Here is a 13,828-nt window from a genome sequence, read left to right as displayed (position 1 = left end):
GAACGACCCATACGGGGGCAGATGCGACTGCTCTGCCCCCGCCTTTTTATATACGGAGGGTTTATGAAGCATAGAAAAAAACACATTTGGGCCTCCATTATGATCCTGCTGATCGTGGCTTTCGACCAGGTGACCAAGCGACTGGCGGAAAGTGCGCTGATGGGGGGCAAGATTGTTACTTTGCTGCCCGGTGCGGTGCAGTTGCGCTATGCCCGCAATACTGGGATGGCCTTTAGCCTGTTCAGCGGTGCCCGGTGGGTGTTTGTGGCGCTGACCGCTCTTGTGTGTGCCGGTGTGCTTTTTTATATGTTTCGCAACAAATGCCGCTCCCTGTGGGGCTACTGGAGCCTGGGGGTGCTGGTGGCCGGCGGTCTGGGCAATCTGATCGATCGGGTGCTGTACGGCTATGTGATCGACTTTATTGAGCCAACTTTTATGCAGTTTGCCGTGTTTAATATTGCGGACTGCGCTGTGACCTGCGGCGGCATTAGCTTTGTGCTGTGGCTGGCAGTGGATCTGTTCCGCTCCGGTGACGGCAAGAAGGGAACGACCCATGACGGAAAATGAGCGGCAGCCGGTGCGTGCCTTTACCGTGGACGAAACAGCGGCAGGGGAGCGACTGGACAAGTTTTTAAGCACCGTGTGTCCGGATTTGACTCGATCGGCGGCGGCACGGGCGATCGAGGAGGGCGGCGTACTGCTGGACGGTGCCCCGGGGAATAAAAAAGACAAGCTGCGCCCGGGCACCCGGGTGGAGCTGCGCCTGCCGGAGCCAAAGCCCATGGAGGTGCTGCCGGAGAATATCCCCTTAGATGTGGTCTACGAGGACGGCGACCTGCTGGTGGTGAACAAGCCCAAGGGTATGGTGGTGCACCCGGCACCGGGGAATTATACCGGCACGCTGGTGAACGCGCTGCTGTACTACTGCGGTGACTCCCTTAGCGGTGTGGGCGGCGTGATCCGACCGGGGATCGTTCATCGGATTGACAAGGATACCAGCGGTCTGCTCATGGTAGCCAAGAACGACTTTGCCCATGTGGATTTGGCACGCCAGATTCAGGAACACAGTTTTCACCGGGCGTACCAAGCGGTGGTGTACGGCAACGTGACCGCAGACAGTGGCACGGTGTGCCAACCCATCGGTCGCAGTCCCAAGGATCGCAAAAAAATGGCGGTGACCCAACAGAACAGCAAGCCGGCCACCACCCATTATCGTGTGTTGGAGCGATTTGGGGACTTTACGCATATTCGCTGTGTATTGGAGACCGGACGCACGCACCAAATTCGGGTGCACATGGCCTATATCGGTCACCCGCTGGCCGGAGATCCGGTGTACGGACCGCGGCGTGTGATCACCTCCCTGGGCGGGCAGTGCCTGCATGCTGGGGAGATTGGCTTTATACATCCCAGAACCGGGGCGGAAATGCGGTTTGAAGCACCGCTGCCTCCGTATTTCACATCATTTTTACACACTTGCAGGGAAAAGAAAAGGTGAGCGTATGAGTCAAAAGGATTTTAGCAATTGGCTGGTGGTGTCAGATATTGACGGCACATTGAATAACAAAGCACGCAAGCTGCCTCGGCGTAATTATGACGCCATTCAGGCGTTTACAGAGGCGGGGGGCAACTTTACCTTGGCTTCCGGACGGCTGACCTCCAGCTTGAAGCGCAATTACGATCGTATCACCCCCAATCAACCGGCGGTGGTACTCAACGGCGCGGGTATATATGACTTCCAGCAGGAGAAGATGATTTGGCGCAGCACCATTCAGCAGGAGGGGCACGAGTTTGTGCGCTACATCATCAATAAGTTCAGTGACAGCTTTAAGAGCGTGGATGTGGGAATTTATTTTGACGATTATGTGTATATCGTCAAAAACGGCGTTCTGTCCCAGGGCACCATGGATATTGATAAGGCGCACTACGAGGTGACCTCCATTGATAAGGTACCCAAGGAGGGGTGGATGAAGGTGATCTTTTGGTCCAACCCCATTACCATGAACCGGCTGCGCTATGTAATTGACCGCAGCGACACGGCAGGTATGAACTTTATGGCCTCCTCTCCATGGAGTATGGAGATGCTGCAAAAGGGCACCCACAAGGGTACGGCCATTATGGTGCTGGCAGATATGCTGGGCATTGACCGGAACCATGTGGCAGCCATCGGCGATTATTATAACGACTGGGATATGCTTAAGACCGTGGGATTGCCGGCCTGTGCCGGTCAGGCACCTAAGGCCATTCATGAGATTTGCCAGTTTGAAGCCTGCCACTGCAACAAGGGCTGCGTGGCGGATCTGCTGGAGTATATTATGTCCGGTCAGGCGGAGCAGCACATTGCTCGCCCGACCCTGCTGCGAGGATAAGAGATGTTGATTTTAGGCGCTCATTTAAGTGCAAGCAAGGGCTATGTCCACATGCTGCGAGAGGCACAGTCCATTGGTGCCAATACTTTTCAGTTTTTTACCCGAAATCCCCGGGGCGGTGCCGTAAAGGCTCAGGATCCGGCGGATGTGGCTGCCTTTTTGCAAGAGGCACAGGCTGCGGATTTTGGCACGGTGCTGGCCCATGCACCTTATACCATGAATATGTGCAGCGATAAGGAACGCACCCGCACTTTTGCAAGAGAGGTGTTTGCCGATGATCTGCAGCGGCTGGAGGCGCTACCCGGTACGCTGTATAACTTTCACCCCGGTTCCCATGTGGGGCAGGGGACGGATAACGGGATTGCCTATATCACCCAGGCGCTGAACGACCTGCTGACCCCGGAGCAGCATACCACCGTACTGTTGGAGACGATGGCCGGTAAGGGCAGCGAGGTGGGCGGCACCTTTGAGGAGTTGCGCCGCATTATAGACGGTGTGCAGCTGCAAGACAAGATCGGCGTGTGCCTGGATACCTGTCATGTGAGCGATGGCGGATACCCTTTGGCAGAGGATCTGGACGGGGTGCTGACCCAGTTTGACCGGGTGATCGGCCTGGACAGATTGCGGGCACTGCACCTGAACGACTCTAAGAATCCTTGCGGTTCCCATAAAGACCGACATGAGCAGATCGGTAAAGGCTTTTTGGGTATAGAGACCTTCCGCCGCATCGTCAACCGCCCGGCGCTGCGGGGACTGCCCATGTTCTTAGAGACCCCCAATGACTTGTCCGGCTACCAAGAGGAAATTGCCCTGCTGCGCAGCCTGGAGCAAACATCAAAGTAAAATGAACATAAGAAAAAGCACGGCTTCTGGCAAAGAAGTCGTGCTTTTTTATGCGCTTTCAGCAGCCCAGCAGGGTGTGGGCATTTTGGATTAAGGCTTGCAGGGCGCTGTCACCAAATTTTTTGACGATCACGGCGGCGCCGTCTGCATAATCCGGCGGGCGGGTGCCCAGGTTGTGACAGTCGGAGCCGATCAAGTCAATGCGCCCGCTGTCCAGATACTTCAGCAGTTTGCGCCGCACCCCAAAGGAGGCGTTTGCAAAGGCGCTGATGTTTACTTGGGTGGCGCAGCCCATATCTCGCAATTCGTCAATTAAACCGGGGTGATCCATCAGCGCTTTGTATCGCTCAATGTGCGCCAAAATAGGCCGTATGCCCTGGTCGCAGGTCAGCGCCGTGATCCGATCCAGGGTCTCCGTGCCGAAGTTGTCGCTGAAGTTATGCTCCAGCAGGGCGCACCGCGTGCCTGTGATACAGATGGGGGTCAGGTCTGCATTATTCATCAGATAGCGGCTCACATACACCTCTGCACCCAGCAACAGCCGGGGCGCGTCCGGAGGCAGAGCAGCCTGCAAGTTGGCAAAAGCCGCGTTCCGTCGGGCGGTAAAGTCCGCCAAAGAAATAGAATCCGAGTAATAATGGGGGGTAAGCACTACGGTCTCTGCCCCTTGCAGCGCCAGGCGGCGGAGCATCTTTACACTGGTTTCCGTATCTTTGGAGCCGTCATCCACGCCGGGGAGAATGTGGCAGTGCATTTCAATCAAGCCGGGGATTACCATAGCATCACCTTGTCCGATTATTCTGCGCCGGCGTCATACCCGTAACCGTAGCCATACCCATAGTCATAGCCGTACTTGTAGCGGGAGTAGCGAGAGCGCTTATCTTCTGCAAAATTGTAAATAAAGCCAAGCACCTTGGCGTCAATGAACTCCAGGGATTCCATCACCTTTTGCACTTCCGGGTGGGTGGAGCTGTTGGCACGCACCACGATCACTACGCCGTCGGACTCCCGAATAATGGGCAGGGCGTCAGACACCACATTGAGCGGCGGGGTATCAATGATCACATAGTCGTAGTCCCGGCTGATCTGTTGCAAAAACTCAGCCATGGGCTCGCTGCCCAGCAGTTCTGCCGGATTGGGCGGAATGGAACCGGCGCACAGCAGCGATAGGTTGGGAAATTCTGTTCTGTGGATAATGCTGTACAGGTCCGTCTTAGGGCCGTTGTTTTTTACTGAGTCGCTGATGTAGTTGGTCAGTCCCGGTGCATTGGACACGCCAAAGTAGTGGTGCATCTTGGGTTTGCGCAGATCGCAATCAATAAGCAGCACCCGCTGGTCTGCCTGCGCAATGGAGATGGCCAGGTTGATGGTGGTGGTCGTTTTGCCCTCGGCAGGGGAGCCGGAGGATACCACAATGGTTTTGCATCCCTTTTTCAGGATGGAGAGCATAATGTTGGTACGAATGCTCTTGTAAGCCTCCTCAATCCGGAACTTCTGCGCCGGATCCATGTTGGCATTGGAGATCAGGGTGCGGGCAAAGGGATTGTTCGCTTTTTTAGCCATCTTATTTCGCCTCTTTCTTTGTGTTTTTCTTGCCGGCAGCACTGCGCTTGCCGGTTGTAAAGGCGGGAATAGAGCCCAGTACCGGCACATCGTAGCGCTGGCTCAGCTCCTCGGCGCTCTTGATGCGCACATCTAACAGATCTCGCAGAATCACGTATGCGGCAGCGATCAGCAGTCCCGCTACGGCGCCCAGCAGGCAGTTCTTTAAGTATCCCCGGCCCTCGGCGGTGTTGGGCTTAATGGCCTTGTCCTCCACGGTAGTCTGAACCAGGCCGTTGTTGGTTTCCTCCATCTGCTCCGGCACGCTCTCCTCCATTTGGTGAGCGATGTTGTAGGACAGGGTAGGGTCTGTGGAGGTGACGATCAGCTTAAACATGGCTGTGTTCTCCACCGTCTCAATGGTAAAAGATTGCTTAATATCCGCCGGAGACAGGTTGGTGTAGTATTTTTTGTTCATCTCGCCTGCCACTTTGCTGCAGAACTTGTTGGTCTTGAAGATCTCGATATAGGTATCGATCATCTTCATAGCATAGTTCATTTTGCTGGTCTGGCTGGTGCGGGCCACCTCGCCGGTGCTGTCGCTGATTTCGTGGGCCGGATCCACCGCTGCAGCCAGGAACTCCACGCTGGAGGTGTAGGTCAAGGTGGTGAATTTGGCGGTATAAACCCCGGCCAAAAGCGCTCCGATGAGCATAAACAGGATCAGCAGCTTCCACTTGCGCAGCAGCAGCTTAACGACCTTTTGTACATTTTCGTCAATATTCATAGACTTGTCTCCGTTACTCTGCAAAAACATGATTTATTTTTAACAGATATATATTACTGTATTATATCTGGTTTGTCAAGGTGTTCACTATTGACAAAAGCGGGCAAAAAGATGATAATATCCTTGCAAAAAAATCAAAGCAAAAAAATCAAAAAACGGAGAACTGCGTATGAAAAAATCTCAAATCCGTATGCCCCTTTGGGGACCGTATTCCAAGAAGTATATGGGACTGTCCCGCATTGTGGACGATCGGGCGGCAGAAGGTGCCCGCTATGATTTTGTCGTGCACCCCACCCTGTGGAATTCCGCTACCCCGGTGCCCAATGTGACTGTGCCGTCCGGCTACCATTTGTGGAGCTGTGACGAGGACTTTCGCTTTTATTCCTATCGCTATGAGCTGATGTGGAAGGACCAAATTTATGCCGATGTGTCTTACACCCGGCTGGATGAGGAGTCCTACCTGATGCGCTGCCGCTTTGTGAACGATACGGACCTGTCGCAAAACTGTATTTTGAATATTTTCGGCGCACTGGAGTTCCCGGCGCCGGAGCACTGTGCTTTGCAGCTGCCTGGGGATGCCGCATTGGTGGATGCCAACGATTATACGCAGTACACCTATGCAAAGCCCCGCCCCTGGGATAATGAGAACCCGGACGGTATGCACAAGGGCGAGTTTGCCGACGGCAATTTTTACCACGCCCACGGTCTGGGTGACCGGTGCGAGAATTACCATGTGGATTTCCTGGGGCTGGAGCCTTTCGGCTGCACTGCCGGGGACAAAGTGGTATACACACTGCCGTCTCTCCGACCGACGGGCGCTACCTTGCTGTTGCGTTATCGTACAGTGACGCCGGGTGCTGCTGCCTTTACCGTCAACGGCGTAGCGGCAGAACTGCCGGAGAGCGACAGCCTGACCTTTGCCGCGCTACCCTATGACGGCGCAGACACCCTGACCTTGGAGAGCCGGGGCGGCGCCGGTGTGGAGCTGGATGTGCTGGTGCTGTGCCGGCCGGGCACGGAACAGGAAGTCAGCGCCCGCACGGTGCTGCGCGACACCAAGCCGCAAATTGAAGAAGAAAAGGTGCACGGCGCCACCCGCATTACCCTAACTTACAAGGACGCGGAAGGCTGCTATTCCATCTTGACGCACAATCCCAAGACCCGCCGACGGGAACTGGACAGTGGCAGCCTGGAGGACGCGCTGATTAACCGACTGTCTAACGGCGACCCCACTTATGACGACCTACGGGAGACCTTTTCTCGCTCCTTCCGCCGCAAAAAAAGTGACGAGGGCTACTATTACAATGCGGTGATGCCCTCCATCTTTATTGACCCCCACGCAGAGCATATAGAGTATGCAGTGCTGTCCAAGGGAAAGGTGGAACCCCGCACCACCGAAGAATACGAGCAGCTGTACACCGCCGCCAAGGCGCTGGCCACTCCGGTACAGTTCAATCGGGAGGGACAGAAGTACAGTCTGTCTACCGAGATCTTGCGGGCAACACTCCTGACCAACTTGGTATATCCGGTGTACAAGCACGGCGAGAATGTGGTACATTACACCCCCGGCAAGCGCTGGGACAGCTTTTATACCTGGGACAGTGGCGTGATCGGCACCGGTGTGCTGGAGTTCAGCCCGGAGAAATGCCGCTACATTTTAGAGACTTATTTGTCCCAGCCGGAGAATACGGATTTTGCGTTTCTGCTCCACGGCTCCCTGGTGCCTACCCAGTTTGTGCAGTATTTGGAACTGCTGCACCGCACGGAGGACAAGGTACCCCTGTTTGCTCTGTATCCGCAGATGAAGCGGTATTATGACTATATCAGCGGCAAGACCCCTGGCTCCACCTGCGGCAAGTTCGGCAACGGCCTGACCACCACTTACGACTACTGGTATTCTTGCAGCGGTATGGACGATTATCCCGCCCAGGTGGCCATGATCGCCCAGGATAAGAAGCAATATATGTGCCCCTGCCTGTCTACTTCCCACACCATTCGGGCCGCCAAGATCATGAAGATGGTGGCTGCCGCCATGGGCAAGGAAGAGGACATTGCCGCTTATGACGCAGACATTCAGCGGATGAGTGACGCTCTGAACCGTTACAGCTGGGACGAAAAGAGCGGCTATTACGCCTACTCCGTCTATGACGATGACAAAAACTATCAAGGCATTTTCACCACCGACGCCGGGGAGAACTACGACAAGGGCATGGACGGTGTGTATCCGCTGTTTGCCGGGGCTGCTCCGGAGGCGCGGCGGGAGCGTCTGCTGGCGCATATTAAGAACCCGGACGAAATGTGGTCCGCTGCCGGCATCAGCGCGGTGGATATGACAGCCTCCTACTATTTTGACGACGGCTACTGGAACGGCAATGTGTGGATGAGCCACCAGTTCTTTATGTGGAAGACCATGTTTGACCTGGGCGAGACGGAATTTGCCTTTGAGGTTGCCCGTCGAGCGCTGGATATGTGGAAGGAAGAGACGGACTTCTCTTACAACACCTATGAGTGCTTTGGTATTCAGACCCGCCGCGGCGGTTGGTTCCACAATTTCGGCGGCCTGTCCGCGCCTATCAATGTGTGGGCGGACTGCTACTATCGCCCGGGCACCTTTACCTGCGGGCTGGATGTGTGGACGGACAGCCAGAAGCTTACGGACACCTCTGCGGAGGTCCACTTCCGTTACACCGGCGACAATGGGCAGTATGCCTTTGTGCTCACCCTGTCGGATGCGCACAGCTATCGGCTGACCTTAGATGGACAAGAACTGGATTACGCTCTGCGCAGTGACGGCTGTATGGAGATTACCCTGCCGGGCACGGTGCGCAGCGGCGTGCTGAAGGCAGAGATGAAATAAAGGAGAACGCAATGGCAGCGAAGTTGTATGGCGCAGACAATGCGCCGCTGAAAATTCAATTTATCACCGATCCGCATTACTACTCCCGCAAGGGGGGCACCGAGGGCAAGGCTTACGAAAAAGCCGAGGCCAAGAGCCAAAAGGTCATTAAGGACAGCGACCTGGTGATCAAAGCCGGGTTCGATTTGCTGTGTGCGGACACTTCCACGGATATTGTGGTGCTGGCCGGCGATACCACCCGGGACGGAGAGCTGGCCTCTCACGCCGAGTTTATTGAAATGCTCCGGGACCTGAAAAAGCGAGGCAAGCGGGTGTATGTGATCACTGCTACCCACGATTATCGGGACGGCGGCGTGGCTGACGGCTATGACGGCGACAAAAAGATTCAGGTGCCGGCGGTGGAGGAGCGCCACGATCTGTGGCAGATGTACTATGAGTTCGGCCCCAACGAGGCCATTGCTACCCACCCGGACAGCATGAGCTATGTGGTGCAGCTGGCCCCCGGCTATCGGCTGTTTGCTCTGAATGACGATACCAACTATAAGCCGGAGGGGGAGAGCGGCTCCGGGTACAGCGACGACTGTATGGCCTGGATTCTGGATCAGCTGGAGGACGCTCGCAAAAATGATCAGTTTGTGATCGCTATGACCCATCACCCCATGATCGCTCCCAGTCCTTTTTATGCCATTATCGGCAAGGGGGATATGCAGCGCAATCATGAGACCACCCGGGAGATTTTTGCGGACAACGGACTGCAATGTATGCTCACCGGTCACACCCATATTCACGACATCAGCGTGGTAGAGACCAAAAAGGGCAACACTTTTTATGACATTGCCTGCGGTGCTATGATCGGCTGCCCGCCCACCATGCGCAACATTACGCTGGACCCGGCCCACGCCAAAGTGGATGTGGAGACGGTGACCATTACCGATGTGCCGGGGCTGGACACCGGCGGCAAGCCTTTTGACCAGTATATGCGCACGTTTTTCTTCGGTATGATCTCCGAGCTGCTGGACGCTGCGGCCACGGATATTGACCATTTGGCAGAGATGACAGACGCTTTTTCCGTTCCCGGCGAAAAGGTCAAAAAACTGGGCTGGCTGATTAAGCCCATTGCCAAGTGGCTGAACAAGCTGACCTTTAAGAAAGCCTGGCGCCTGTGCAAGAAAGAAAACGGCCTGACCAAGAAAGATATTGCGGACATTGCCGATCATCGGGTGGTGGACTTTATTTTAGAGCTGGTGCAGAACCTGTATTGCGGCGACTCGCCTTACGGTCCGGATACGCGGGAGTACAAGATCTGCTGTGGGTTGCTGAACGTGATCGACGCGTTCCTGAACACCATTCACTTCTCCATCGGCAAGGTGCTGAAGGGCGCCACCTCTGTGCGCAGTCTGGTAGAGCCGCTGCTGTGGAATCCGGGTCCCTGCGACGCCAACGCCACGCTGCCCCTGTATCCTTTGTACGATGATGAGAACCCGGCGCTGAAAAAGGCAGAAAAGCCCGCCTTTGACGACCCGGTGCGCCCCAGCAAAAAGGGCCCGCTGGTGCTGGCGATCCTGGTGCTGCTGGTGATTTTGGTGCTGGCGATCCTCGTTGGCCTGATCGCTTTGGTAGTATGGGCTGTGGTTGCCATTGTGCACGCTGCCACCACCGGCTGTATTGGCGCGCTGCCTTTCCTTTTTTAATTCTGTAAAATAAAGGTTGCAATCTTAGCCAAAAAATAGTATAATGAACCCGTTATTTTTGTACAGTCCATGAGAAAGGGGTAAAATAATTATGGCAGATGACAAAAAGAAGAAAATTAGCCTTGGCGGTATCGACAACGCCGCTGAGGAAAAAGGCTCTTTTATGAAGACCCTTTGGCAGCTTGTAAAGTTCCTGGTGGTATCCGGTTTGGTAACGATCATCCAGCTGGTGCTGGCCAATGTGCTCCCGTTAATTTTTGACGGCGTGACCGCTACGCTGCCCGTTTTCCTGCAGGGTATCTTTGATCCCAATGTGATTTTTGACGCCTCCACCAAAGAGGGCATCGAGCAGGTAGGCAAGTATGTGATCGACGGCACCATTCAGAACGGTTCTGTTGTTGGCGGTGTGGTAACCTGGGGCTATCTGCTTCCGTTCTTCCTGTCCAACCTGATTGCAAACATCTATGGCTTCTATCAGAACAAAAAGACCACCTTTAAGTCTGATGCGCCTTGGTACAGCTTTGCGTTCTATATCGTTTTGATGATCGCGCTGATCCTGTTCTCCACCTGGTTCCAGGGCTGGCTGGTTGGCATTATCGCCAAGATCAACTGGGCTTGGATTCAGCCTTTGGCCAGAACCATTGCCGGCTTGGCTGCCGGTTTTGTGCAGATGGTGGTGCTCTTCCCCATGGAAAAGTTTGTCCTTTTGAAAGAAAAGAAGAAGGACGGCGAGGAAGCTGCCGCAGAGGCTGCTGCCGAGTAATCGCTGCTTTAGCAAAAATGAAAGACCGCTTTCCGTTTTTCGGAGAGCGGCTTTTTCTTGCCTAAAAGTAAGGAGTATGGTATAATCACAGCAGAACGCGGAAACTGTAAGAAAAGCCCATTGGCAGTTGGGATGTGACCATATGGAAAAGAAGAAAAAACTGTGGCGGGTGTTGATTCCTGTTTTGGTGGCACTGGCCGTAATTGTTGCCTTTGCCATCAGCGGCACCATTACCCGCAGGGCAGATGAGAAGAAGCCTACGGCGCCCACCAAGGTGTCTGTGGTTAACCAAACGGAGGATCACACGGAAGAGACCCAGGGCAAGACCCGGGTGCGCTTGGTGGCAGTAGGGGACAACCTGATCCACAATACCCTAATCGCTGCCGGAGAGCAAAAGGACGGCAGCCGGAATTACGACGCCTTTTATCAGGATATTAAGCAGTATATTGAACCGGCGGATATTGCCGTTATCAATCAGGAGACGGTGCTGGGCGGCAGCAGCTTTGACTATTCCGGCTATCCCTGCTTTAATTCACCCTGGGAGATTGGTGACGCCGCCATTGCCGCCGGGTTTGATATTTTTACCTGCGCCACCAATCATACTATGGATATGGGCAGTGCCGGGGTGGAGAAAGAGCTGGAATACTTCGGCAAGCATAAAGAGGCGGTGCACCTGGGCACCAACGCCTCTCAGGCGGATTATGACAAGATTACTTATTATGAGAAGAACAATATTACCTTTGCTCTGCTGAATTACACCTACGGCACCAATGGCATTGACTTGCCCAAGGACAAGCCCTGGCTGGTGAATTTGATGGACAAGGACAAGATTCGGAAAGACATTACCGAGGCGCGCAAGCATGCGGATGTGGTGATGGTCTTTCCGCACTGGGGCACGGAGAACAGCCACAAGGTGTCCGATTACCAAAAGGAATATACAAAGCTGTTTTCTGACCTGGGTGTAGACATTGTCATCGGCAGCCACCCGCATGTGCTCCAGCCGGTGGCGTGGGTGACCAACGAAAAGAGCGGCAAAAAAATGCTGGTCTACTACTCCCTGGGTAATTTTATCAGCCACCAGATCAATCTGCCCCAACTGTGCGGCGGTATGGCGGAGGTGACGATCGAAAAGGAGAATGGAAAGATCAACATCTCCTCTGCTAAACTGGCGCCGGTGGTGTGCCATTACAGCCGGGGCGGTAACGGTTTTGTGTTTTCCGTCTATAAGCTCAGTGATTATACCGACGAGCTGGCCGCCACCCAGGCGCAGAAGGGTGCCACGGTGAAGTATTTTACCGATTTGTCGAAAAAAGTTATTCCCGCCGAATTTCTGGACATATAGCAAACAGTCTGTCTATCCTGTGCATATTGTACAAAAGGCGTGCACAATTCCTGCCGCCAATTACAAGATTTGCCAAAGTTGTCAAAAACCGTTGACAAACCCGGGACAATGTGATTATAATGGCATTGTATTCAGAACGAGGGCGTTCCGTTGATAGCGGAGCGCCCTCATTTTTTATTGCCTTTGGCAGTAAGAAAATTCTGTGCTATCTATCATTTCTTAAGAGAGGAGTATTTGCTATGAGTAAATACACAAAGGAAGACATCATCAAAAGCGCACAGGAAAATAATGTAGAGTTTATCCGCTTGCAGTTTACGGATATGTTCGGCATTATGAAGAATGTGGCCATCACCCTGTCCCAGCTGGAGAAGGCGCTGGACAATGACTGTATGTTTGACGGTTCTTCCATCGACGGCTTTGTTCGCATTGATGAGTCCGATATGTATCTGCACCCGGATTACGACACTTGGACCATCTTCCCCTGGAGAAAGCACCAGAATGCGCAGACCGCTCGACTGATCTGCTCCGTATATAAATCCGATAATGAGACCCCCTTCATGGGTGACCCCCGCAATGTGCTGCAAAAGGTGATGGACGAGGCTGCCGAGATGGGCTTTGGCTTTAATGTTGGCCCGGAGTGCGAGTTCTTCCTGTTTAAGCTGGACGAGAACGGCAACCCCACCCTGGAGACCGGCGACGAGGGCGGTTACTTTGACCTGAACCCCATCGACCACGGCGAGAACTGCCGTCGGGATATTTGCCTGGCCCTGGAGGATATGGGCTACACCATTGAGGCTTCCCACCACGAAGTGGCCGAGGGGCAGCACGAGATCGACTTCCAGTTTGGTGATGTAATGCTCAGTGCCGACCGTGTAATGACTTTTAAGCATGTGGTTAAGACTTACGCTGCCAAGCATGGCCTGCACGCTACCTTTATGCCCAAGCCCATTTATGGTATCAACGGTTCCGGTATGCACACCAACATGAGCCTGTATTATTTGAAGGACGGCAAGAACGCTTTTGATGACCCCAACGGCGAGATGGGCCTGTCCGAGACCGCTTATAATTTCATCGCAGGTATTATGGCCCATATTCGCGGCATTGCAGCGTTCTCCAACCCCACCGTGAACTCTTACAAGCGTTTGGTACCCGGCTATGAGGCACCGTCTTACCTGGTATGGTCCGCTTCCAACCGCTCCTGCCTGGTGCGTATTCCTGCCGCTCGCGGCAAGGGCACTCGCGTAGAACTGCGCTGCCCGGATCCCACCTGCAACCCCTATTTGGAGATGGCTTTGTGCCTGGCTGCCGGTCTGGACGGAATTAAGAATAAGATGACCCCCGCTTCTCCCATTGACTACAATGTGTTCGGTCTGTCCGACGAGGAGTTGAAAGCCGCCGGCATTGATTGCCTGCCCGGCAGCCTGAAAGAGGCTATTGAAGCCGCTAAGGCAGATCCGTTTATTAAGGAAACCCTGGGTGACCATGTGTTCAATAACTATATTGAAGGCAAGGAGAATGAATGGGACGAGTACCGCACCAAGGTCTCTCAGTGGGAGATCGACAAGTACATGGTACTGTATTGATTTTGCCCTCTCTTACGGTCGGCACTGTCTTTTGACAGGGTCGGTCATTTGCCG

The 13,828-nt window shown here is 54.2% G+C and carries 12 protein-coding genes; 9 read left to right on the top strand and 3 right to left on the bottom strand.

Annotation, left to right across the window (positions count from 1 at the left end):
- The first annotated feature begins 63 nt into the window (after positions 1 to 63).
- Genes lspA through OGM59_05870 form a run of 4 tightly spaced genes read left to right on the top strand, consistent with a single transcriptional unit; the run spans position 64 to position 3,209 of the window.
- The gene (gene lspA, locus OGM59_05885; GenBank protein ID UYI90234.1) at positions 64 to 567 is read left to right on the top strand and encodes a signal peptidase II; all 504 of its coding nucleotides are present in this window, start codon (positions 64 to 66) and stop codon (positions 565 to 567) included.
- Positions 554 to 1,495, top strand: a complete 942-nt coding sequence (locus OGM59_05880; protein UYI90233.1) for an RluA family pseudouridine synthase — start codon at positions 554 to 556, stop codon at positions 1,493 to 1,495. The genes lspA and OGM59_05880 overlap by 14 nt, the downstream gene beginning before the upstream one ends.
- A 4-nt stretch (positions 1,496 to 1,499) precedes the next feature.
- On the top strand, positions 1,500 to 2,366 hold the full coding sequence (locus OGM59_05875; protein UYI90232.1) for an HAD family hydrolase: 867 nt from the start codon (positions 1,500 to 1,502) through the stop codon (positions 2,364 to 2,366).
- A gap of 3 nt (positions 2,367 to 2,369) precedes the next feature.
- A complete protein-coding gene (locus tag OGM59_05870) occupies positions 2,370 to 3,209 on the top strand; it encodes a deoxyribonuclease IV (protein UYI90231.1) in 840 nt (279 codons plus the stop codon).
- Between the two features lie 58 nt (positions 3,210 to 3,267).
- Here OGM59_05870 and OGM59_05865 read toward each other — a convergent pair whose 3' ends face one another.
- Genes OGM59_05865 through OGM59_05855 form a run of 3 tightly spaced genes read right to left on the bottom strand, consistent with a single transcriptional unit; the run spans position 3,268 to position 5,538 of the window.
- On the bottom strand, positions 3,268 to 3,987 hold the full coding sequence (locus OGM59_05865) for a hypothetical protein (GenBank protein UYI90230.1): 720 nt from the start codon (positions 3,985 to 3,987) through the stop codon (positions 3,268 to 3,270).
- A 17-nt stretch (positions 3,988 to 4,004) separates the two neighbouring features.
- Complete coding sequence (locus tag OGM59_05860) at positions 4,005 to 4,772, bottom strand: CpsD/CapB family tyrosine-protein kinase (GenBank protein UYI90229.1); 768 nt, start codon at positions 4,770 to 4,772, stop codon at positions 4,005 to 4,007.
- Position 4,773: 1 nt separating this feature from the next.
- Positions 4,774 to 5,538, bottom strand: a complete 765-nt coding sequence (locus OGM59_05855; GenBank protein ID UYI90228.1) for a Wzz/FepE/Etk N-terminal domain-containing protein — start codon at positions 5,536 to 5,538, stop codon at positions 4,774 to 4,776.
- A 169-nt stretch (positions 5,539 to 5,707) separates the two neighbouring features.
- On the opposite strand from OGM59_05855, the gene OGM59_05850 reads away from it, so the two are divergent.
- The 5 genes from OGM59_05850 to glnA all read left to right on the top strand — a co-directional run bounded on the left by OGM59_05850 (position 5,708) and on the right by glnA (position 13,774).
- Entirely contained in the window at positions 5,708 to 8,395 is a 2,688-nt protein-coding gene (locus OGM59_05850) for a trehalase family glycosidase (GenBank protein UYI90227.1), read from the top strand.
- Between the two features lie 11 nt (positions 8,396 to 8,406).
- A complete protein-coding gene (locus OGM59_05845) occupies positions 8,407 to 10,086 on the top strand; it encodes a metallophosphoesterase (protein ID UYI90226.1) in 1,680 nt (559 codons plus the stop codon).
- A gap of 91 nt (positions 10,087 to 10,177) precedes the next feature.
- Positions 10,178 to 10,849 carry a hypothetical protein gene (locus tag OGM59_05840; protein ID UYI90225.1) on the top strand — a complete coding sequence of 224 codons (672 nt, stop codon included), beginning with the start codon at positions 10,178 to 10,180 and terminating at the stop codon, positions 10,847 to 10,849.
- Between the two features lie 142 nt (positions 10,850 to 10,991).
- Entirely contained in the window at positions 10,992 to 12,191 is a 1,200-nt protein-coding gene (locus tag OGM59_05835; protein UYI90224.1) for a CapA family protein, read from the top strand.
- A gap of 239 nt (positions 12,192 to 12,430) precedes the next feature.
- The gene (glnA, locus tag OGM59_05830) at positions 12,431 to 13,774 is read left to right on the top strand and encodes a type I glutamate--ammonia ligase (protein ID UYI90223.1); all 1,344 of its coding nucleotides are present in this window, start codon (positions 12,431 to 12,433) and stop codon (positions 13,772 to 13,774) included.
- Positions 13,775 to 13,828: the final 54 nt, after the last annotated feature.

This window comes from Oscillospiraceae bacterium, assembly GCA_025757685.1.
GTDB lineage: Bacteria > Bacillota > Clostridia > Oscillospirales > Acutalibacteraceae > CAG-217.
The sequence above is the reverse complement of the archived record's forward strand: the minus strand, read 5'-3'. Positions and strand labels throughout refer to the sequence as shown.